19 protein-coding genes, 1 pseudogene and 1 riboswitch are annotated in these 18,983 nt (G+C 42.3%); of the genes and pseudogenes, 14 read left to right on the top strand and 6 right to left on the bottom strand.

The genetic code is table 11. The features are described from left to right. Nucleotides 1-208: pseudogene (locus DOT_RS26270) on the bottom strand (nucleoside kinase); the annotation flags it as partial. Nucleotides 209-430: 222 nt separating this feature from the next. On the opposite strand from DOT_RS26270, the gene thrC reads away from it, so the two are divergent. Then, on the top strand, nucleotides 431-1,921 hold the full coding sequence (gene thrC / locus DOT_RS26265; RefSeq protein WP_009624661.1) for a threonine synthase: 1,491 nt from the start codon (nucleotides 431-433) through the stop codon (nucleotides 1,919-1,921). 108 nt (nucleotides 1,922-2,029) lie between these two features. Here the strand turns inward: thrC and DOT_RS30035 are convergent, their stop codons facing one another. Beyond that, nucleotides 2,030-2,248 carry a hypothetical protein gene (locus tag DOT_RS30035; RefSeq protein WP_139024313.1) on the bottom strand — a complete coding sequence of 73 codons (219 nt, stop codon included), beginning with the start codon at nucleotides 2,246-2,248 and terminating at the stop codon, nucleotides 2,030-2,032. 448 nt (nucleotides 2,249-2,696) lie between these two features. Here DOT_RS30035 and DOT_RS26260 point away from each other — a divergent pair, with 448 nt between their 5' ends. Further along, entirely contained in the window at nucleotides 2,697-3,674 is a 978-nt protein-coding gene (locus DOT_RS26260; RefSeq protein ID WP_009624659.1) for a phosphodiester glycosidase family protein, read from the top strand. A gap of 152 nt (nucleotides 3,675-3,826) precedes the next feature. Here the strand turns inward: DOT_RS26260 and pheA are convergent, their stop codons facing one another. Next, on the bottom strand, nucleotides 3,827-4,690 hold the full coding sequence (gene pheA, locus DOT_RS26255) for a prephenate dehydratase (RefSeq protein WP_009624658.1): 864 nt from the start codon (nucleotides 4,688-4,690) through the stop codon (nucleotides 3,827-3,829). A gap of 250 nt (nucleotides 4,691-4,940) precedes the next feature. After that, nucleotides 4,941-6,197 (bottom strand): [Fe-Fe] hydrogenase large subunit C-terminal domain-containing protein, encoded by a 1,257-nt coding sequence (locus tag DOT_RS26250; RefSeq protein WP_009624657.1) that lies wholly within the window; start codon nucleotides 6,195-6,197, stop codon nucleotides 4,941-4,943. Nucleotides 6,198-6,472: 275 nt separating this feature from the next. On the opposite strand from DOT_RS26250, the gene DOT_RS26245 reads away from it, so the two are divergent. The 9 genes from DOT_RS26245 to DOT_RS29215 all read left to right on the top strand — a co-directional run bounded on the left by DOT_RS26245 (nucleotide 6,473) and on the right by DOT_RS29215 (nucleotide 14,350). Then, nucleotides 6,473-6,973 (top strand): adenylate cyclase, encoded by a 501-nt coding sequence (locus DOT_RS26245; protein ID WP_242833917.1) that lies wholly within the window; start codon nucleotides 6,473-6,475, stop codon nucleotides 6,971-6,973. An 84-nt stretch (nucleotides 6,974-7,057) separates the two neighbouring features. After that, nucleotides 7,058-8,860 carry an oligoendopeptidase F gene (pepF, locus tag DOT_RS26240; RefSeq protein ID WP_009624654.1) on the top strand — a complete coding sequence of 601 codons (1,803 nt, stop codon included), beginning with the start codon at nucleotides 7,058-7,060 and terminating at the stop codon, nucleotides 8,858-8,860. A 223-nt stretch (nucleotides 8,861-9,083) separates the two neighbouring features. After that, on the top strand, nucleotides 9,084-9,713 hold the full coding sequence (locus tag DOT_RS26235; RefSeq protein WP_009624653.1) for an HD domain-containing protein: 630 nt from the start codon (nucleotides 9,084-9,086) through the stop codon (nucleotides 9,711-9,713). 28 nt (nucleotides 9,714-9,741) lie between these two features. After that, nucleotides 9,742-9,981: a hypothetical protein gene (locus DOT_RS26230; RefSeq protein WP_009624652.1), complete on the top strand. Its 240-nt coding sequence runs from the start codon at nucleotides 9,742-9,744 to the stop codon at nucleotides 9,979-9,981. A gap of 104 nt (nucleotides 9,982-10,085) precedes the next feature. Then, nucleotides 10,086-10,418 carry an iron-sulfur cluster assembly accessory protein gene (locus DOT_RS26225; protein WP_083824303.1) on the top strand — a complete coding sequence of 111 codons (333 nt, stop codon included), beginning with the start codon at nucleotides 10,086-10,088 and terminating at the stop codon, nucleotides 10,416-10,418. A 234-nt stretch (nucleotides 10,419-10,652) separates the two neighbouring features. Further along, nucleotides 10,653-10,946 (top strand): ACT domain-containing protein, encoded by a 294-nt coding sequence (locus tag DOT_RS26220; protein WP_009624650.1) that lies wholly within the window; start codon nucleotides 10,653-10,655, stop codon nucleotides 10,944-10,946. 46 nt (nucleotides 10,947-10,992) lie between these two features. Next, nucleotides 10,993-12,360 (top strand): PFL family protein, encoded by a 1,368-nt coding sequence (locus DOT_RS26215; RefSeq protein WP_009624649.1) that lies wholly within the window; start codon nucleotides 10,993-10,995, stop codon nucleotides 12,358-12,360. A 217-nt stretch (nucleotides 12,361-12,577) separates the two neighbouring features. Continuing rightward, nucleotides 12,578-12,739 carry a hypothetical protein gene (locus DOT_RS30880; protein ID WP_157998526.1) on the top strand — a complete coding sequence of 54 codons (162 nt, stop codon included), beginning with the start codon at nucleotides 12,578-12,580 and terminating at the stop codon, nucleotides 12,737-12,739. A 729-nt stretch (nucleotides 12,740-13,468) separates the two neighbouring features. Then, a riboswitch (cyclic di-AMP (ydaO/yuaA leader) is annotated at nucleotides 13,469-13,608 on the top strand. Nucleotides 13,609-13,612: 4 nt separating this feature from the next. Then, a complete protein-coding gene (locus DOT_RS29215; RefSeq protein WP_242833916.1) occupies nucleotides 13,613-14,350 on the top strand; it encodes a C40 family peptidase in 738 nt (245 codons plus the stop codon). 217 nt (nucleotides 14,351-14,567) lie between these two features. On the opposite strand, the gene uvrC is transcribed toward DOT_RS29215, so the two are convergent. After that, the gene (gene uvrC / locus DOT_RS26205) at nucleotides 14,568-16,379 is read right to left on the bottom strand and encodes an excinuclease ABC subunit UvrC (protein WP_009624646.1); all 1,812 of its coding nucleotides are present in this window, start codon (nucleotides 16,377-16,379) and stop codon (nucleotides 14,568-14,570) included. Between the two features lie 144 nt (nucleotides 16,380-16,523). Between uvrC and DOT_RS26200 the strand changes: the two genes are divergently transcribed. Beyond that, on the top strand, nucleotides 16,524-17,045 hold the full coding sequence (locus tag DOT_RS26200; RefSeq protein ID WP_040413522.1) for a hypothetical protein: 522 nt from the start codon (nucleotides 16,524-16,526) through the stop codon (nucleotides 17,043-17,045). Nucleotides 17,046-17,059: 14 nt separating this feature from the next. Here the strand turns inward: DOT_RS26200 and DOT_RS26195 are convergent, their stop codons facing one another. Continuing rightward, entirely contained in the window at nucleotides 17,060-17,503 is a 444-nt protein-coding gene (locus DOT_RS26195; protein WP_009624644.1) for a DMT family transporter, read from the bottom strand. Between the two features lie 131 nt (nucleotides 17,504-17,634). Between DOT_RS26195 and DOT_RS26190 the strand changes: the two genes are divergently transcribed. Then, nucleotides 17,635-18,006, top strand: coding sequence for a hypothetical protein (locus DOT_RS26190; protein ID WP_009624643.1), 372 nt, complete (start codon nucleotides 17,635-17,637; stop codon nucleotides 18,004-18,006). A 124-nt stretch (nucleotides 18,007-18,130) separates the two neighbouring features. Beyond that, nucleotides 18,131-18,983: CofH family radical SAM protein (locus DOT_RS26185; RefSeq protein ID WP_009624642.1), on the top strand; the 853-nt coding region annotated here is incomplete at its 3' end.

The following is an 18,983-nucleotide window of genomic DNA, read 5'->3' as shown; positions in this document are numbered from 1 at the left end:
CCTGGTCTGCTAAAACCCAGTCTCGCAAATGAGCCTGGATCTTCTGGGCTTCTCTTGAAGAGATTAACGAGTCTTCAAGCTCACAATAGAGACCGTCAAGAATGGAGTAGGCAATTTTCAGTTGTTCGTCTGGAAAAAGTTTTTTAATGACCCCGATAAGTCCCAGAATCAGACTTTGGCGATATCTACGAATTGTATACTCAGACATTCCTGGTCCGCCTTTCAAGCATTTGTAGGATTGATTACAAGATATTCAACACATGAATTATACTTTCCTCCATTAACCTATGAATTTTTTGTGATATTTTGCTAAAAATGCTATTAATAAAGACCTTTGTCTTTACAGGGAGGAAATTTGTCTATAAACGGCGAATATACAGCGGATAGATTGTAAATAAATAATAAAGTTATCGTCAAGGAGGGAAACGTATTGTACGAAAGCACACGAGGTAATCTTTCTGGTCAGAGGGCATCACAAGCGATTACATTAGGAATGGTACCTAGCGGGGGACTCTTTGTTCCTTCATCCTTTCCCGCCTTGAATTGGCTGGATCTTCAAGGGTTATCGTATCGTGACGTAGCAAAGCGCGTTATGATGCCATATTTGCCGGATTTCTCCGAGGACATCCTCTCTGAAATTGTAAACGTTTATTCCGACGGAACGTTTGACGGGTCAAACCCGGTACCCCTGGTTTCAGTAGGGAATTTTGGAGTTTTGGAACTCTGGCATGGGCCCACGGCTGCATTTAAAGATATGGCGCTGCAAGTGTTGCCAGACTTGTTGAAAGTTAGCCTTAAACTTTTTAACCGTGATGAAGACGTCTTAATTCTCGTGGCAACATCCGGTGACACTGGAAAGGCTGCCTTAGAGGGGTTTAAAAATAGAGCAGGCATGCATATTGTTGTTTTTTATCCCGAGGGTGGCGTGAGCCCTGTTCAAGAACGTCAGATGACAACGACAGAAGGGGTGAATACCCATGTTGTTGCGGTTAAGGGGAACTTTGACGAATGTCAAACAGCTGTAAAACATATTTTTGCCTCAGATGCCCTGAAGGCGAAGTTATTGGAAAAACAGCTGATTTTTTCATCAGCTAACTCGATTAACTGGGGACGACTTCTGCCTCAAATCGTTTATTATTTCTGGGCCTACTTGCGGGCAGTGGAGCAGGGAAACATTGCTCCGGGAGGCCAGATGAATGTGGTAGTTCCAACTGGAAACTTTGGAAATTTGCAAGCGGCTTATTATGCTAAGTGCATGGGTCTCCCGATCGACCGGATTATCTGTGCTTCTAATAAGAATAATGTTTTAGCAGATTTCTTTAAAACCGGGGTTTATCAAAGCCAGCGTGACTTTTTCCAAACGATTTCACCTTCGATGGATATTTTGGTATCCAGTAATTTTGAACGTTTTCTCTATGAAATGAGTGGACGAGATGCTAAGAAGATTCAGTCATGGTATGACGCGAGTAACCAAGGGTCGTTTACTGTAGATCCAGCTACTCTAAAAAAATGCCAGGATACAGTCTATGCTGGCTGGGCAGATGAAGAGGAAACATTTGAGACGATATCCCAAAGTTATAAGGCCTATCAGTATGTTTTTGACCCTCATACAGCGGTCGCTGTGAAAGTCTATAAAGACTATCTTTCTGCGACGAACGATCCAACGTTTACGGTGATTGCCTCCACGGCAAGCCCTTTTAAATTTGCTTCGAACGTTTTAACTGGTTTAGAGGGAGAGCAAAAGGAGAGTTGGGGGGACGAATGGAAAGCCCTTGATTATTTAAGTCAATTGACTGGGTGGAAAATACCTGTGGGGTTACAAGAGTTAGATAAAAAGCCAGCGAAGAAAGTTGATGTGTGTGAGCCAGAGGAGATAACAGAATTATTGCAGAAAATGTTTATAGGTAAGGAAGTGTCTTAGCATCCTACGCCGGTAGGTGAACTTTGGGGATTAGCGGCTTCGGCGATACTCTCCACTGGAGACTATCGTGTTCGCACACGTTCCATTGCTATTCGCTTGTCGCTAAGGTTAAAAAGCAAAACCTCTGGGCTTTCTGCATGTGCGCCGCTCCTTGCCATCCTGCAAGAAGGCTAATACGTGCGAAGACAGTGTCTTCGGGCACCGCGGCATCAGTCCATCACGGCACCTTGCCATCCATGGCGGTGCTCTTGCTCTAACCTCAAACGTCCTGTTTGAGTCATGGACAAGTCCCGTTGCTTTTCTTAACGCCTTATCGCCTGCGCTCATTGACGCAATTCCACTAAAGTGCTTCTCTCAGCTAATAAACTTCCTCTGGGCTTGGGTCGACGGGGGTTTGGAACGACTTGGGGAGGAAGTTTATTACCATTTCGAAAATGTGCATTGAGGAAGGATTGATCAAAAGGGTTTGGCTTATTTTTGCCAAACCCTTTTAAATAATTGAGCCCCTAGGATAGAGATACAACATCAATCTGACTCAATCGGGCTTATTCTTTCTATAACATTACTTGTTACGGTGTTAAGTCATTTAGAATCTCTCATGAAAGATTGGTCATGGAGATTTTTTTATTTCCAAATTACTAGACCAGGCCAAGTTATTTGGACTTTATAAAGATTCTACTTAATTTTGACATAAGGAGGAAATCTGAGGAAGAGGGTAGAAATTATATTACTTAGTGCAGATTCTTCTATAATTTAATCAGATTGAGGAGGCAAAATGAAAAAACGAAAGAAAACCAAAAAGAAAAAAAGATTTAAGTTTAAAAGACTTTTTGTCTTTATTTTTTTCAATATGATCTTAACACTTATACTTGCACCTTTTATCATTTTCTGGGGTCCCTTTGATGCAATTCAGACTTTGGCGGTAGGTTCTGTACTAACTTCAATGCACCCGCAGGTTGCTAAGGCATTTCTATCGGATGAACAAATCAGCGAAATCGTGAAAAAATATAATAATGCAAATTCGACATCGCATACCCCATTTCAGCGTACTGAATCAGAAGCTTCAGCTGGCATTACAATTGAAGATATTACTGGTCCGTCTTTTAAAGGTAAGGTAATGCTAATCAAGAATCCGAAGCGGGTAAAAGTTGCTGTGACAAAAGAATTGGAGGTCACAGGGGAACGGGTAAGTGACTTTGTTAAAGACACTGGAGCTGTTGCTGGGATAAATGGTGGAGGATTTTATGACCCTAAAGGTACCGGAAACGGAGCTTTCCCTGACGGGTTGACCGTACATAATGGAGAAATTGTACATAACAATATAGGCAACAAAAGTACAGACATTGTAGCCCTTGATAAGGATGGGAACCTGTTCGTTGGACAAATTACGGCAGACGATGTTAAAAAGAAAAATATATATGAAGCAGTATCCTTCTGGCCGGCTTTAATAAAGGATGGAAAACGGGGTAAATTTGACGACGGGTTATGGGGAGTTGCGCCAAGAAGCGCTATCGGACAGAAAGCGGATGGCACGATTATTTTTGTCGTAATTGATGGTAGACAGCTCTCTAGTCTTGGGGCAAAAATGAGCGATCTCTACAATATCTTTATGGATTATGGTGCAGTCACTGCGGCTAATCTCGATGGAGGTTCTTCTTCGGAATTAATATATAACGGAAAAGTGATTAACAAGCTTTGGAATATTTTTGGTGAACGCTACCTACCGACAGCTTTTGTGGTCCAGCCAGAATAAATTGACTCTCAGCTCTGACCCAAAAAGGATAAATTAATCATGAAGATGAAACTGCATTTTATATGAGATTTAGCGAGGCAGGATTGATCCACTTTGGATTGAATTTAAGGATATGTGCCTAAATGAAAAGCGAGAGGATTTATTCTCTCGCTCTAAAATATTGTTTCATCAGGCTGTGCCTTGGGATAAGAACCTAATAGCTTCACATAGATGTTTTTTTCCTTAAATGCCCACAGAACATCTTGAATGGGGGGCGCAAAAACATAGCCATCAACGTCGACAAAGAAAACATATTCTCCTAGTTTCCTTTTCGATGGACGAGATTCGATACGGCTTAAATTGATATGCAGCTTATCGAATTCGCCCAAAATGTGATATAAAGACCCTGGCGTATTTTCAGCCATAATTAGAAGAGATGTTTTATCTTCACCTCCGGACATTTCCGCAAGGCTATTCCCTACGAGCACAAAGCGCGTGGCATTTAACGTGACATCCTGAATGCCTTCTTGAAGAAGGTGAAGATTATAGAGGTGAGCAGCCCGACGTGGTCCGATGGCTGCCCAGTTTTCTCGGATCGAGGAAATTTTGTGGGCTGCCTCAGCGGTGCTGAGACAAGTTAGCTGTTCAGCATGCGGTAGGTGTTTGTCGAGGAAATCTCGGCATTGTCCGATTGCTTGTTCGTGAGAATAGACTCTTTCAATCTGTTCAAGAGGCATAGGTTCATGCGCTAACAGGCATTGGTCAATCGGATGGACGAATTCTTGAGTGATAAAGAGATGTTCAGTTTGGCCGAGCGTATCCATAGTTACGCCCACCTGTCCTTCAGTGGAATTTTCCAAAGGAACAAAGGCCCAATCTATTTCCTGCTCATTACAGGCAATTAGCAAGCGCGGAATTGTTGGGAAGGGAATAAGCGTAGGTTGTGTTTCGTTAAATTCTGGATGAGTGGCTAAAAATAAATGGATTGCCTCCTCAGAAAAACTGCCTTTCGGCCCTAAATAGCCCATCTTTTTCATTTTTTCCTCTCCTCTCTATAAAAACAAAAAGGTCTGCCCCATCCCCATCCACTCTAAGGAACGAGTCAGAACCTCGCGGTACCATCCTCATGGTCGTTCTCGACTATTCTAGGCATTGGTTATGTAAATCGATGTTCAGAAATTCTATTTCAGGGTCAAGGTCCAGTGTAATAACTATCAACTATCATCTTAATATCATAATACAGTTGGACATTAACGGCAAGAGTTATCGAAGTTGGCTAATTTGAGCTCAGAATTTTCGAGTGAACATCGATTCCGGGGCGTCAAGAAATGAGTCGAGAGTTTTATACCCAAGCAGGTCCAGTAGTTTCAAAACAGATGGGTTATCAGCAGGCGTCTCGTAAGGCGCTTCATTGCCATAATCGTTTACATACTTAGTCGCCAGATCAACCGGGACTAAGGATTTGGGTCCGCCGACGCATCCGCCTGTACACCCCATCCCTTCTAAGAAGTTTGCTTTAATTTCACCATTAAGTATCTCTTTAAGCATTTTCTTGCAGGCAACAATGCCGTTTGCCCTTTCTGAACGCAAGGGAATGGTGCGATTTGGACGAAGTCGGGCCAGAGTATCAGAGACGGCTGTGCTTACACCACCACTCCGAGCATAGATCCTCCCTGCGCGTGAAGAGTGCTCTCGTTCATCCTCTTTAAGGGTAGGCAGGGAAATCTTTGCAGCATCGAAGATCTCTGTAATCTCCTGAAAGGTGAGGACATAATCAACAGCATCTCGAATGTCGGCTTCTTTTGCTTCAGCTTTTTTGGCAAGACAGGGGCCGATGAAGACCGTTTTAGCCCCAGGATGCAGGTGTTTTATGACTCGACCACCGGCAACCATTGGGGAGACGGAGGGGGGCATATGGGGGACAAGTGTAGAATAAGTTTTTCGAATCATTGCCACCCACATTGGACAGCAACAACTTGTTAACAGAAAGTCCTGATCTTTTTTAATAGCTCTATCGAATTCAAAGGCTTCCTTTAAAGTGAGGATATCAGCGAATAAAGCAACTTCCATCATGCCATGAAATCCTATCTTCTTAAAAGCTGTGCGTAATTTACCTGGGGTAACGTCGGCAGAAAACTGACCGATGAAAGCAGGGGCTATCATGGCATAGACGGGATTCTTCCCAGACGAAAGTTCCTCAAAGAGGGGGATGAAATCCTTGCGATCCACTAAATGCCCGCTTTTACAACTTTCGATACATAGTTCACATCCTACACACGTCTCAGCAGACACAGTGACCTGCCCTTTCGCGTCCTTTTGGATGGCAGAGAATAAACAGGCAACCTGGCAGGAGGACGGGACTGACGAACTAGAACAGTCCTGCTTAAGGTGTACTACAGGAGGGAGGTTCTCCGGATGGAGGAGGAGCTCAAGCTTTTCTTCATTTGCCTTACCAGATTGTCGGATCCGTTCAATAGCATCGTTTAAGTTCCCCTGATATGCTGCTCTGACAAGTTGCTGGAAGATATCATCGTAAGTTTGCATAGTCCCTCCTAAGTATCGTTTTCCGCATTAGTTTAAACTGATAATCTAAAATTTATAACGGACGGACAAACACACTTGCGCAGGGAGATGGAATCTAGTAAAATGAACTCTGGAAGGTTGGGGAACCTTCTAGGGGATAAGTGGACAAGGTGGATGAAACAGGCAGTGGAACGTACGCTGCCTGTTTCGCTTTGTCTAGGGTAGTTGGAGATGTAATAAACTCTAATCTAAAGTAGGAAAATTCATAATGATCACGAACAACCTATTATAGAAAGTTGAAAATTAAAATTACAGGAGATGATGAATTGGCTTTAGAAATTGAACGGAAATTTCTGGTCTTTTCCGAGCACTTACCTTTACTACAGGAGGGCCAATATATAGTACAAGGGTATTTGAGCGAAAAGCCGTCGATACGTTATCGATTTCTTGACGATTCAATCGTGATCACCATTAAGGAAACGAATCCGGACGGAAGCCGTTTTGAATTTGAGACGCTAAACCCCAAATCGTCTTCAGAAGAGCGTTCGACTTTCAAAAGGTTATCTCTGGTCCCGCCGATTGAAAAGATACGGTATCGGATTCCCTTTGCAGGACTGACCTGGGAAATTGATGTTTATCAGGGAGAAAACAAGGGATTGATAACGGTGGATGTCGAGTTCCCGGAAATTGGATACCCCCTGCAATTTCCCAAGTGGGTGGATAGACAATCAGAGATAACGCAGGATCCTAAGTTTTTTAACATTAACTTAGGAAAAAGGCCGTATTCTATGTGGTAAGCACAAGGCTCGCGTTGGGAAATAGTAATTTTACATCCGGGTGTATATAATAAGGGAGATTATTAATTTCAAGGAGGGAAAATTGTGGAACAACAACGCCTGAAGTCCAGAGCGGAAATTCCAGAGGATTACAAATGGCATTTAGAAGACATTTTTTCGAATAATGATCAGTGGGAGAAAGAGTTTTCCCACATCGAGCAACTCTTAGGTGAGGGGAAAAAATTTGAAGGACATTTAGCAGATACTCCAGATACCTTAATCGCGTGTTTCCAATGGTTGGATGACTTAAGCATACGAATAGAGGAAGTCTATTCGTATGCTCGTATGCGACGGGATGAGGATAATCGCAATGCAACCTATCAAGCCTTGACCGACCGAGCAGGAGCCTTAGCCGTGAAGGTAGGGAGTGCTACATCCTTCGTCGTCCCCGAATTATTGGCCATGCCGGAAGCGCGACTAGAGGAATTCCGCGCCCAGACTTCGAAAATGGAGCTTTACAACCATGCTCTTGAAGATATTCTGCGTAAGAAAGAGCACGTTCTCAGCTCAGCGGAGGAAAAATTATTAGCCGAAGTCAGCGAAGTGGCAGAGGCCCCGGGCGCAATTTTTTCGATGGCTAATAATGCAGATTTAAAATTTCCTAGCATTGAGGATGAGTCGGGTCAATCGATTGAGCTAACCAAAGGAAACTTCATTCATTTCATGGAAAGCCATAAACAAGGTGTGCGCAAAGCAGCCTTCGAGACGCTTTATCGCACCTATGAGAAGCAAAGGAATACATGGGCAGCTACCTTAAATTCCAGTGTAAAATCCGATGTATTTTTCGCAAAAGCCAGGCGCTATCCATCGGCGATAGAGGCTTCATTGGATGATGATCGTGTTCCCTTAAAGGTCTATGATTCTTTGGTTGATACAGTTCATGAATTTTTGCCTCAGATGCATCGCTATATCCAACTACGCAAAAAAGCTTTAAACCTCAATGAGTTACATATGTACGATATCTATGTTCCTATTGTTCCTGAAACGACGATGACGATTACTTATCAGGAAGCAAAAGAGATGGTGATTGAGGGTCTGAGGCCATTAGGAGAAGACTATGTCAAAATCTTGGCAGAAGGCTTCCAGCAGAAATGGATCGATGTTTATGAAAATGAAGGAAAGACGAGTGGAGCTTATTCTTGGGGTACCTATCGCGCACATCCGTATGTCTTATTGAATCACCAAGACACTCTGAATTCCATGTTTACCCTGGCTCATGAGATGGGGCATTCGTTGCATACTTATTTTTCGAATCGTAAACAACCTCATCTTTATGCGGGATATAAGATTTTTGTCGCTGAAGTTGCTTCGACGTTGAACGAAGCGTTGGTAATGGAATATCTTTTGGAAAAAACAAACGATCCAAAAGTTCTAGCGTATCTAATAAATCATTATCTTGAGCAGTTCCGGGGCACTATATTCCGACAAACCATGTTTGCTGAATTTGAGAAGAAGATTCACTCAGTGGTCGAAGAGGGGGGGGCCTTAACAGCCGACAACCTATCCGAGATCTATCGTGAATTGAACGCAGTTTACTATGGTGCTGAGGTTATCCTTGATCCAGAGATTGCTTTAGAATGGGCTCGTATCCCCCATTTTTATAATGCATTTTATGTTTACAAATATGCAACAGGTTTTTCTGCAGCAATTGCCTTTGCCCGGGCTATTTTAGATGAAGGTCAGCCTGCAGTAACAAGGTATATTGAATTTTTAAGCGGTGGGAGTTCGGATTACCCAATTGACTTGCTACGTAAGGCAGGCGTTGATATGGAGACTCCTGCTCCTGTACGGAATGCTTTGCAAGTATTTAAGGGGCTGGTTGATCGCTTAGAGACGCTATTAGCGTGAGTATCCATAAACAAACGATGGATTGAAAGCAAGGGCTTGCTAAATGGGCAAGCCCTTGTTCATGTTCACTTAAAAGTAAGCATTCACTTTGAGAACATAAATAGGTAACTTAATCCCTAATTAGGAAAACTTGACAAGCGAAGAATGGAGGGAGTAAGATAAATTTGAGTTATTGTACCTTAATGGATAATCTTTGCTCATTATGCACCGTGGAGGTGGGAATATGGAAAATGAAGAAATACCAGACCAGTTACAACAGGTAATTCGCGTAGCACAGGGTTTTTACTCGCGAAAAGACCGTGCCCATGATTTTGAACACGCTCTAAGAGTTAGGGAGTGGGGTAAGAAACTGGCGCTAGAGGAAGGCGCAGATGGAACAGTCATAGAGTTGGCTGCTCTTCTACATGATATTGGTCGTTCAGGAACGGTAGAAAAAACGCATGCCGAAAGTAGCGCTAGCTTGGCCGTCAATATTCTGCATAAAACAGGTTATGCTGAAGATATTATTTTGAGAGTTAAAGAGGCTATCGTATCTCATTCTCGTGAAGCTGGACACGAACCAAATACATTAGAAGCAAAAATTTTGTATGATGCCGATAAATTGGATTTCGTGGGTGCTATCGGACTCGGACGCTTGTTCACTTTAGCGGGAGTAGAAGGTTGGCCTTTAGTAGGCGAAAACTCCTGTGAAACGTTTTACCAAGAGAAAATTTGTGGTTATCAGAAACATTTATTTACGAAGGCCGCTATGGTTTATTTTGAACCAATGTTTCTTTACATGGAAGAGTTTTGGCAAGAGTTACACACCGAACGACTTAAAATATCTCTTTCTGGACAAGCTAGTTCTGTATAATGGCTAATCGGAAAGGATGAATTCGAAAATGCGTTGGCTCTGGCGTTTCTTGACTCTGTTTGTCCTCCTGGGGTTCTTACAAAGCTTAGTCGTTCCACAACCAAAGGCTTTCATCGCTTGGCCAGAAAGGCCAAACTGGGCTCAAAAAATACAAGGTGAAATGAAACAATTACAAAAATTAACGCAAGATCTACCCGCAAGTATTGAAGTAGAAGTTCGTCGTCTATGGAAGGATATCAGACCGAATGGGGACGCCCAAGAAGTTTGAACTCGGCTCTACGCCAAGACTTTCGAAAGTTCGTGAGATTGTCTTGCGAAAAGCTGAATATGTGGTATATTAATAAACAATGGGATGAAAAGGAGTGACAATTAATGGTAAAAATTACAGAAATTGCAGCGAATAAGGTCAAAGAAGTGTTGCGATCTCAAAACAAGGAAAATTCATTTTTACGCCTCTATCTTGTAGGAATTGGCTGAGGTGGGCCGAATTTCGGCATGACTCTGGATGAGTCAAAAAACGATGATGATATTCTTGATGAAGAATATGGTGTGTCATTACTGACAGACAAAAAACTTACCACTTATTTAGAAGGAGCGACTGTCGACTTTATTGAATCCGCAAACGGTGGAGGATTCGAAATTCGTACGGCTAAGACTGCTGGTGGCAGTAGCTGTGGCGATAGTTGCGGCGGAAGTTGCTCATAAGATATAAATAAGTAAAAGAGAGCTCTGGTCGAGCTCTCTTTTACTTATCATTGTCAGACCTTCATCCATTCAACCGATAACTTAAGAGTTGCATGGGGCATATATTCTATAATAGGTAGCGAAACCGTATCAATGCAACCCTTAATAAGGCAAAATGACTTGAGTATACTTAACAAATGTGTTAGTCTAGTGTCCATAACTGGAATACATTCGTCTATAAAGGGAGGAAGTACCGTGGCATTATCATTAGGAGAGTCGAACCGTGCTATTGTTACCATATTGGGTCGAGATCAAACTGGAATTATCGCTTGGGTCTCCGGACGTCTTGCAGAACACAGCGTTAACATACTAGATATCAGCCAAACAATTGTTGATGAATTTTTCACCATGATTATGGTTGTGGATTTAAATCCATCCAAGATTGGGCTAGCCGATTTGGCTCGTATGTTAGAAGAAGAGGGAAACGACAAGAATTTGCAAGTTAAGGTTCAACATGAGGACATTTTTACGTTTATGCACCGTATCTAATTCTACTAGCTAGAATTTTAGTAAGGAGAATACTGGAGGAAAATTCATGACAATTACGTTCGCTCGCGAAGAAATTCAACAAACGATTAAAATGATCCATGAAGAGAATCTTGATATTCGAACAATTACGATGGGGATTAGTTTACTTGATTGTGTCTCTGAAGATATTGGTCGGATGGAACAGAAAATTTATGATAAGATCGTCAAAAATGCGGGACAATTAGTGACGGTAGGTGAACAAATATCAGCCCGCTATGGGATTCCCATTATCAATAAACGGGTATCTGTCACTCCTATCGCCATCGCGGCTGCTCACTTAAACACTGAAGAAATGGTGCGAATTGCTAGAACATTGAATCGAGCCGCCCGAGAGATCGGGATTAATTTTATTGGGGGCTTTTCTGCTCTTGTGCAAAAAGGTTTTACAGCTGGGGATTTGGCGCTGATCGACGCTATACCTCAAGCACTTAGTGAAACGGAATTTGTTTGTTCGTCTGTGAATATTGGAACGACAAAAACAGGTATTAACATGGATGCAGTTTTGAAAATGGGTAAAGTGATTTTAGAATGTGCTCAACGAACTGCAGACCAAGATGGGATAGCTGCTGCGAAATTAGTTGTATTCTGTAATGCTCCCGAAGATAATCCGTTTATGGCTGGTGCTTTCCACGGTGTAGGAGAACCAGAATGTGTTATAAATGTAGGGGTAAGTGGTCCTGGGGTTGTGGCTAAAGTCGTAAAAGAATTTCCTGAAGCGGATTTTGGAGAACTATCTAATTTAATTAAACAAACTGCCTTTAAAATTACCCGGATGGGAGAGCTGATTGGGCGCGCAGCATCGAAGAGTTTAAATGTTCCTTTCGGAATTGTAGATCTCTCGTTGGCACCTACGCCTGCAATAGGTGACAGTGTAGCGGAAATCCTTGAAAATATGGGCCTCGAACGATGTGGAACGCATGGGACAACTGCCGCCTTAGCGTTGCTAAATGACGCAGTTAAAAAGGGTGGAGCTATGGCCTCTTCTCACGTCGGGGGGTTAAGCGGAGCGTTTATACCTGTCTCGGAAGATGCTGGAATGGTAAAAGCAGTCGAAGTAGGTGCCTTAACTCTTGATAAGTTGGAAGCGATGACCTGTGTCTGTTCTGTGGGGTTAGATATGATTGCGCTTCCGGGAGATACCAGTGCAGAAACGATTTCCGCTATTATCGCAGATGAAGCGGCGATAGGAATGATCAATAAAAAGACAACTGCGGTACGAGCCATTCCTGCGATTGGGAAAAAGGCCGGTGAGAGGGTAGAATTTGGAGGATTGTTAGGTGGAGCACCAGTTATGGCGATTCATCCCTTTTCTTCAAAAATGTTTGTGAACCGTGGAGGACGTATTCCGGCGCCAATTATTAGCCTTTCAAATTAAAATTAGTGACGATGTCTAAAATAACCTGGATTTTACGGTTTTTGAGCTTCAAGATTGAGTAATAGGTAATTTAGAAGAACGAATAATGTCTATGCTCATTATATCAAGCGTATAGATAGTAGAAAGGATTTTTACAAATCCGTAAAAATCAGGTACAATAACTCTTGTAATTAATGCAATTTGTTTTTCTTTGGGTTATGGAGCGTTATTCTAGTGCATGAGTTGGCAATCGAGGGCGGGCCTAATAATCCGCCGAGGGCATACCGATGAAGTTCCTGGTGGTGGCTTTCGACGCCCAGTCGAGGGTTGCTGCTGGGGGTTAAGGACGAGGGGGATCCGCAATGGCATGCGGGCGTTACCCTTTTCCGTGGAGGCCTAAGTGCGTGGCTCTAAGGGGCTACGGCTTAGGGTAGAACCTGCATTAGGAAGGAACTTAGTGCAGTGTAGCCTGCCTTGAGTGGAAAAGTTGGGAAGGCTAAAAGGGTCTGGGCTGTGTTGGCCGATGCATTTCAGACTGCCGGAAATGCTTTTCTGCAAAAGAGGCTAGATTATTAAGGAGTGTGAAGGAAACTTCTAGAACGTGTACTAACGAGGATTGAAGTGCGGACTCAGTGGCGATCAAGTTCTGAGTGATGGTGACACCTCGGGCTGAGGAAAAGGAGAAATCGCCTTACGGGAAACTGAAGGAACTCAGTGGGAAAACCTACTTGACCTAAGCCGCAATATTGACTCGTTAGCTTCCTAACGCCCAAAGAAAAGCACGCCTCTCAACCGAGAGGCGTTTGTTTTTTATATATTTAGAAAGGATAAGTTTTGGTGTACCAGAGGGTACCCCAAACTCGAGAAAAAGGAAATTGTCACATATTTCAATTTTGGAAAGTGTGAGTAAGATAGATCGTCTTAGGGAAATGTATTAGATGACATTGGAATCACAGATAATGCGTCGTAGTTCATAGATGGGATGGGGTACAGTTCGAGAGAGAAAATAAAGAAGCTCAGTACTGACTAAACGATATTAATGCAAAGTATTATACCCTATGAAATATAGCAGGATTTTTAAGGTTATGTAACGAATAACTAAGGGACAACATAAAATAACCATATAAAAACATTTAAAAAGCTGAATTCAATCTATGTATTGGAACGGGGGATTATTTTGGGGTGAATCACGCGCTTTTTCGCGTGTAGGGCTTACACCTTCGGCCCGAATCCGTCAACTAACCTCGTAAGCTTATGAAAGGTGGACAATTTCTTGCCGATTTCCTCATCTGTGCGGATGTGGCTAGGAAGCATTACTTTTTCGGGCTTACTTTTAGCAAGTAGCCTGCCAACATTGGCTACAACACAAACACAAACGACAACCATCCGCTCATTAATGAAGACAATGACTGAGGCTTCAATTATAACACCTAACAGCACGTATACAGAAGCAGTGCGTAAACAAATGAAATGGATTTCTAAACCCGTGATAGCCAAAACTACTTCCTCAGTAGATAAGCATTTTTCAATCGAAAGTAATTTAGTGGCAGACATTGCTTTGCCCACGAAAATACCACAGACTAAGAGATCTACGGCAACCAACAAAAAACCTGTTCGAGTTGTAGAAACATCCTTAGAAATGGTATCTCGATCGGATAGTTCTGAAGTTGTAGATCATGCACTAAGCCTACGAGGCATTCCCTACGTGTTTGGAGGATCGAGCCGCAAAGGCTTTGATTGTTCGGGATTAACGCAATATGTATACAGGCACTCAGGCGTTTCTTTACCAAGAACTGCTTCAGAGCAATTTAGAGTGGGGTCATCTATAAGCCGAGCTCAATTACAATCAGGTGACTTAGTATTCTTTTCAACGTACGCGAAGGGAGCGTCCCATGTTGGGATCTATATCGGTGGTGGACGTTTTGTTTCTGCATCGAATAATGGTGTGAGTATTTCAAGCCTTGCTAGTGGCTACTATGCAGGCCGTTATATTGGAGCTCGTCGCCCATAACTATTACTTGTCGAGAAGCTCACTAGGAACTTGTATTAAGTTTCCTAGTGAGCTTCTTTATTTGTTCTGAAGAGACTAAAATTGTGGTAACCAGGGAATCGGTTTGTAGTTTAGACATTCTCCCCCAGGTTTAGTAGAGTGAAACAACGAATTTTGAATGTAAGAATCTGAAACTAAGCATTTGTGGGTTCGTTTAAAGTAACATTTTCGGCACAGTTCAACTCTGTAATTTAGGATCATGAAAAGGTTCCTCCTTTGGCAACGGCGCTGGTAGGGACGTTGCGCGAAAATGCTGATAGATTGTTGTAGCTGCGCTCAAGGGCAGTCCAGCTGCTTGGAGTTCTTCAATACTTGCTTCTTGAATGTCGCCAAGAGATGAAAAGTGACGTAACAATTGTTGTTTGCGTTTCGGCCCGATACCCGTGATGTTGTCGAGAGCAGAAAGGGTCATGCTTTTTGCTCGTTGTTGACGATGAAATGTGATAGCAAAGCGATGGACCTCATTCTGGACTCTACCGAGTAAATAAAACGTAGGGTGGTTTTTGGGCAAAGTGACTTGATCACCGGATTGATTCAAAAGCCCATGGGTTTGGTGGCGGTCATTTTTAACCATTCCGGCGACAGGAATGGTTAAGTTAAGTTCCTTTAAGGCCTTTAAAGCCGCATTGATTTGGCCTTTACCCCCATCAACTAGAATCAAGTCCGGAAGAGGGCTGTTTTCCGTAACCAATCGTGCGTAGCGACGTTGAATAACTTGCCCCATGGCAGCTGTATCATCAGAGGTTTCCATGGGGTGAATTTTATATTTTCTGTATCCTTTGCGCTGAGGTTTCCCCTCGATGAATTGCACCATACCAGCAACGGTATGTGTCCCGCCTATATTTGAAATATCAAAAGCTTCAAGTCTACTGGGAAGCGGAATTTTTAAGAGTTCCCCGAGTGTGGTTAAAGCAAGCTGTGTTTCAGATTGTTGGCGTATTTCGAGTGAGATTTGGTCGTGAAGGGCAGTCTGAGCATTGGACATGGCCATCTGTACTAGATCTCGTTTCTTTCCTTTTTGAGGAACGATAATGGGAAGTAAGCTTGCTAAGACCAAGGATTCAATCGGTGGGAGCAAGATCTCAGGAGGCCATACAGTGCGCTCAATATAGAATTGAGCAACAAAAGAAATGAAAGCTTCTTCAGGTTCTTCATAATAAGGGAAGGTGAAACTATCACGTGCTAACAGCTTGCCCTGTCTTAAATAAAAAACCTGAAGGCACATTTGGTCTGTAGTTGTTGCATACCCGATAACATCGCGGTCAACAAAATCATTAAGTGTAATGTTTTGTTTCTCCCGGAGGAGTTTTAAGTCTTCAATAAGGTCCCGATATTCTCTGGCGCGTTCGAATTGGAGAGCCTCAGACGCTGTTTGCATTTTTTCGGTTAAGAGTCTGATTATTTCACTTTGGTCTCCTTTAAGAAAGGTCGAAACATCTTTGCGCATCTCTACATAAACATTAAGCGACACGTCAGTGACGCAAGGAGCAAGGCATTGTTCCAAATGATAATATAGACAAGGTCGGGTGGGGATTTGACGGCATTTCCGAAATGGAAAAAGCCGGTTAAGTAATCGTGCAGCTTCTTTAGCTGCAGTTGCATTGGGATAAGGACCGAAGTATTTACCTCTACCTTTTTTTACTTGCCGGGTAACGAGGATTCGAGGGTGGTTTTCTTCAGTAATAATCAAATAGGGGTAGGTTTTGTCATCTCGCAAAAGAATATTGTACTTCGGGTTATGCTTTTTAATTAAATTGCATTCTAAGACGAGAGCCTCTACCTCTGATTCTGTCATGATATATTCGAAATCAGCAATTTGACTTACGAGTCGTCCCGTTTTGCCGTCATGTGATCCAGTGAAATAAGACCGCACTCTATTTTTCAATATTTTTGCTTTACCGACATAAATAATCTGTCCTAAAGTATCTTTCATCAGATAAACACCCGGCTTATCAGGTAATAAGCTCAGTTTTTGTCGAAGCAGATCCATTTTTCCCACCTCAGTTCTTATTCTAGAGGGTGGACTTCAGAGATGCAAGCTTTAGACACATATCTTTGCAAAAATGAACGTATATATGTTTTAGTGATAGACACTTGCTAAGCTAAAAATGAGATATTAATGGAGGGGGACGGTATGCCAAGCGCCTGGGGACGACCACCACGTAACGATCTATGGCAGGATTTACAAGCCTTGGCTCTATGGATTCTCATAATTGGGGTTGTCGGTTATATTTTGTTTCCTAACTTTTTCAAAGATATATACTCTCGTATATCTGATCCTGTAACTCAAACGAGTACACTGAATGACAACTATACGCTAAATAATTCAGGGGATCTCTACACGGACGCGAATGATTCACAGGCGTCACTTGGACAAGATTTTTCGAGCGTATCCAATGCCCTCTATAATAATGGGAAAAACGAAGTTTCTACTGGATATTGGGTCATTTTTGTAGCCAATGGAGAGTTTAAACAGCTCGCAGTAAGTAACGATGCTTATGCCTTTCTTCTCCGACTCATTGAAAGTGATCAAAGCGTAACCGGCAAAAACACGGTTATCTTAACGGCTAATGGTCAAATTCAAAAATTCATTGTCAGTGAGGAGATTTATGCGATTATTAATAATATGGCTTTAATCGTGGGTCGTGCAAAATAAATAATGCTCAAGAATTAACGGAAAAGTAGCTTGGCCCCAGCGGCAAATAAAGCAATGCCAACGAGTTGCCATGGAGTCCAAGGTAGACGACTTATACCGAACCAACCGAAATGATCAATAAGCACGGCCATACTAACTTGACCGATGATAATCGCTGTAGTCGCGTTACATACTCCCACTTTTGGGATGCTTATGGCAACGAGTCCAACAATAAGGACACTAAGAATACCGCCCAGATATAGATACCAAGGAACAGAAACCCAGCTATATTTAAAAAGCGGAGATCGCCAAGCAAGTGAGGCAATTAAGGCAACAAGAGTACCGATGATATGGACTATGAGTGTTGCAGAGAGCAGCGATGTTTTTTGGCTTAAGGATGAATTTAGGGTCCCTTGTATGGCCATAGCAACCCCCGAGATTGCTGCAATTACAAAGGGAAGAGAAAGTAATTTCGACATAGTAAGCCTCCTCAGTTTAATTTTTTTACTATGGTAAATATGGCCAAGTTCGTTAAGATGTATCAGTATTCATTAGAAAGGTTGAGGGAAAAATGAAAGGGTAATAAAAAAATTAAAAAAAGAGGTGGCGTATGGACATCGATTATAATTTAGTGCAACGCGCCCAGATGCTACTCACAATGGAACATCCTTTAAATCAAGTACGTGATATTCTTTTAAGAGAAGGGTATCCACAAGAACAAGTAGTAGAGTTAATGGATGCTACAGAAGAAGTTTTGAATTACCTTGTTCCTCCACAATATGATGAACATAAAATTGGAATCGATATTCTCCACCCCGGAGAAAAAGTTCAAGGGCGTAAGCCGACAGTTGATATACTAATAGATAAACGATCTGGAAAATTAGAGCTAATGACTCCCAACCAACCAGAAACCTGGCGGGTTGCGAATGAAGTGCGCAAAGCGATCAAACGTCAACGTCAATCGATGAAATATTATCATTAACAATTTTTGGGGCTCTAAGTGGAAAACGCTTACAGTCCCTTTTGTCTGTTCATTATCTTTTCTCGAATTTCGAGAATTATGTTATAATAGAAATAATAGTAATTATGGGAAAGAAGGGTCCGGAGTGGAATTTGATCCAATATTAAAAGGGTTGGAAGATGTATATAAAAAAATGGCTTCAGATCAACGGCTTAATCGAGAGGATGGTCTGCAACTTTTACAGACAACCAATATACTTGGTCTAGCATACCTGGCGAATGAACGGAGACGCGCCATGACTGGTGATCAGGTATTTTTTAATAATAATGCCCATATTAACTATAGTAATGTATGTAAAGTGCGCTGTGGATTTTGCGCTTTTGCCAAAGACCTGGAGGAAAAAGGATCTTATACAATGTCCATTGAAGAGGTGGTCAATAAGGCAGGGCAATTTGCTGATCAAGGAGTTACGGAAATTCATATCGTCGGGGGGATACATCCTGAACTGCCCTTTTCGTATTACCTAGACATGATTAGAAAAATCAAAGAACGAGCTCCTCAAGTGAGCCTAAAGGCTTTCACTGCAGCAGAATATGATTTTTTTGCTCAGATGGAAAACGTACCTGTTAAAGAAATTCTGACAACGTTTAAGGAAGCAGGGCTCAGTTTTATACCGGGCGGTGGTGCTGAAAATTTTAGCCCAAGAGTTAGAGAGGTCATTTGTCCCGGTAAATTAAGTGGCAAACGCTGGTTAGAGATTCATAAACTTGCGCACCAAATGGGAATACCTACTAATGCCAATATGCTATATGGTATCATTGAAACGAATGAGGAATTGATCGATCATCTTCTGGCCTTGCGAGATTTACAAGATGAAACACAAGGCTTTTTTGCCCTGATCCCCACAGCCTTCCATCCCAAAAACACTAAATTCGAAGAAGTCTCTCAAGCTAGTGCGCTTCGCACGCTTAAAGTGATAGCCATAGCCCGCTTAATTC

This window comes from Desulfosporosinus sp. OT (genome assembly GCF_000224515.1).
Lineage (GTDB): Bacteria > Bacillota > Desulfitobacteriia > Desulfitobacteriales > Desulfitobacteriaceae > Desulfosporosinus.
Note: the sequence above shows the minus strand (reverse complement) of the source record. Positions and strands in the feature narration are given on the sequence as shown.

Coding starts and splice junctions, on each gene's coding strand:
- DOT_RS26215 (WP_009624649.1), top strand. CDS start 10,993: ATGACAATTACGTTCGCTCGCGAAGAAATTCAACAAACGATTAAAATG.
- DOT_RS26195 (WP_009624644.1), bottom strand. CDS start 17,503: ATGTCGAAATTACTTTCTCTTCCCTTTGTAATTGCAGCAATCTCGGGG.
- DOT_RS26235 (WP_009624653.1), top strand. CDS start 9,084: ATGGAAAATGAAGAAATACCAGACCAGTTACAACAGGTAATTCGCGTA.
- DOT_RS30035 (WP_139024313.1), bottom strand. CDS start 2,248: ATGAGCGCAGGCGATAAGGCGTTAAGAAAAGCAACGGGACTTGTCCAT.
- DOT_RS30880 (WP_157998526.1), top strand. CDS start 12,578: ATGAGTTGGCAATCGAGGGCGGGCCTAATAATCCGCCGAGGGCATACC.
- DOT_RS26190 (WP_009624643.1), top strand. CDS start 17,635: ATGGACATCGATTATAATTTAGTGCAACGCGCCCAGATGCTACTCACA.
- DOT_RS26230 (WP_009624652.1), top strand. CDS start 9,742: ATGCGTTGGCTCTGGCGTTTCTTGACTCTGTTTGTCCTCCTGGGGTTC.
- DOT_RS26250 (WP_009624657.1), bottom strand. CDS start 6,197: ATGCAAACTTACGATGATATCTTCCAGCAACTTGTCAGAGCAGCATAT.
- DOT_RS26200 (WP_040413522.1), top strand. CDS start 16,524: ATGCCAAGCGCCTGGGGACGACCACCACGTAACGATCTATGGCAGGAT.
- uvrC (WP_009624646.1), bottom strand. CDS start 16,379: ATGGATCTGCTTCGACAAAAACTGAGCTTATTACCTGATAAGCCGGGT.
- DOT_RS26260 (WP_009624659.1), top strand. CDS start 2,697: ATGAAAAAACGAAAGAAAACCAAAAAGAAAAAAAGATTTAAGTTTAAA.
- pheA (WP_009624658.1), bottom strand. CDS start 4,690: ATGAAAAAGATGGGCTATTTAGGGCCGAAAGGCAGTTTTTCTGAGGAG.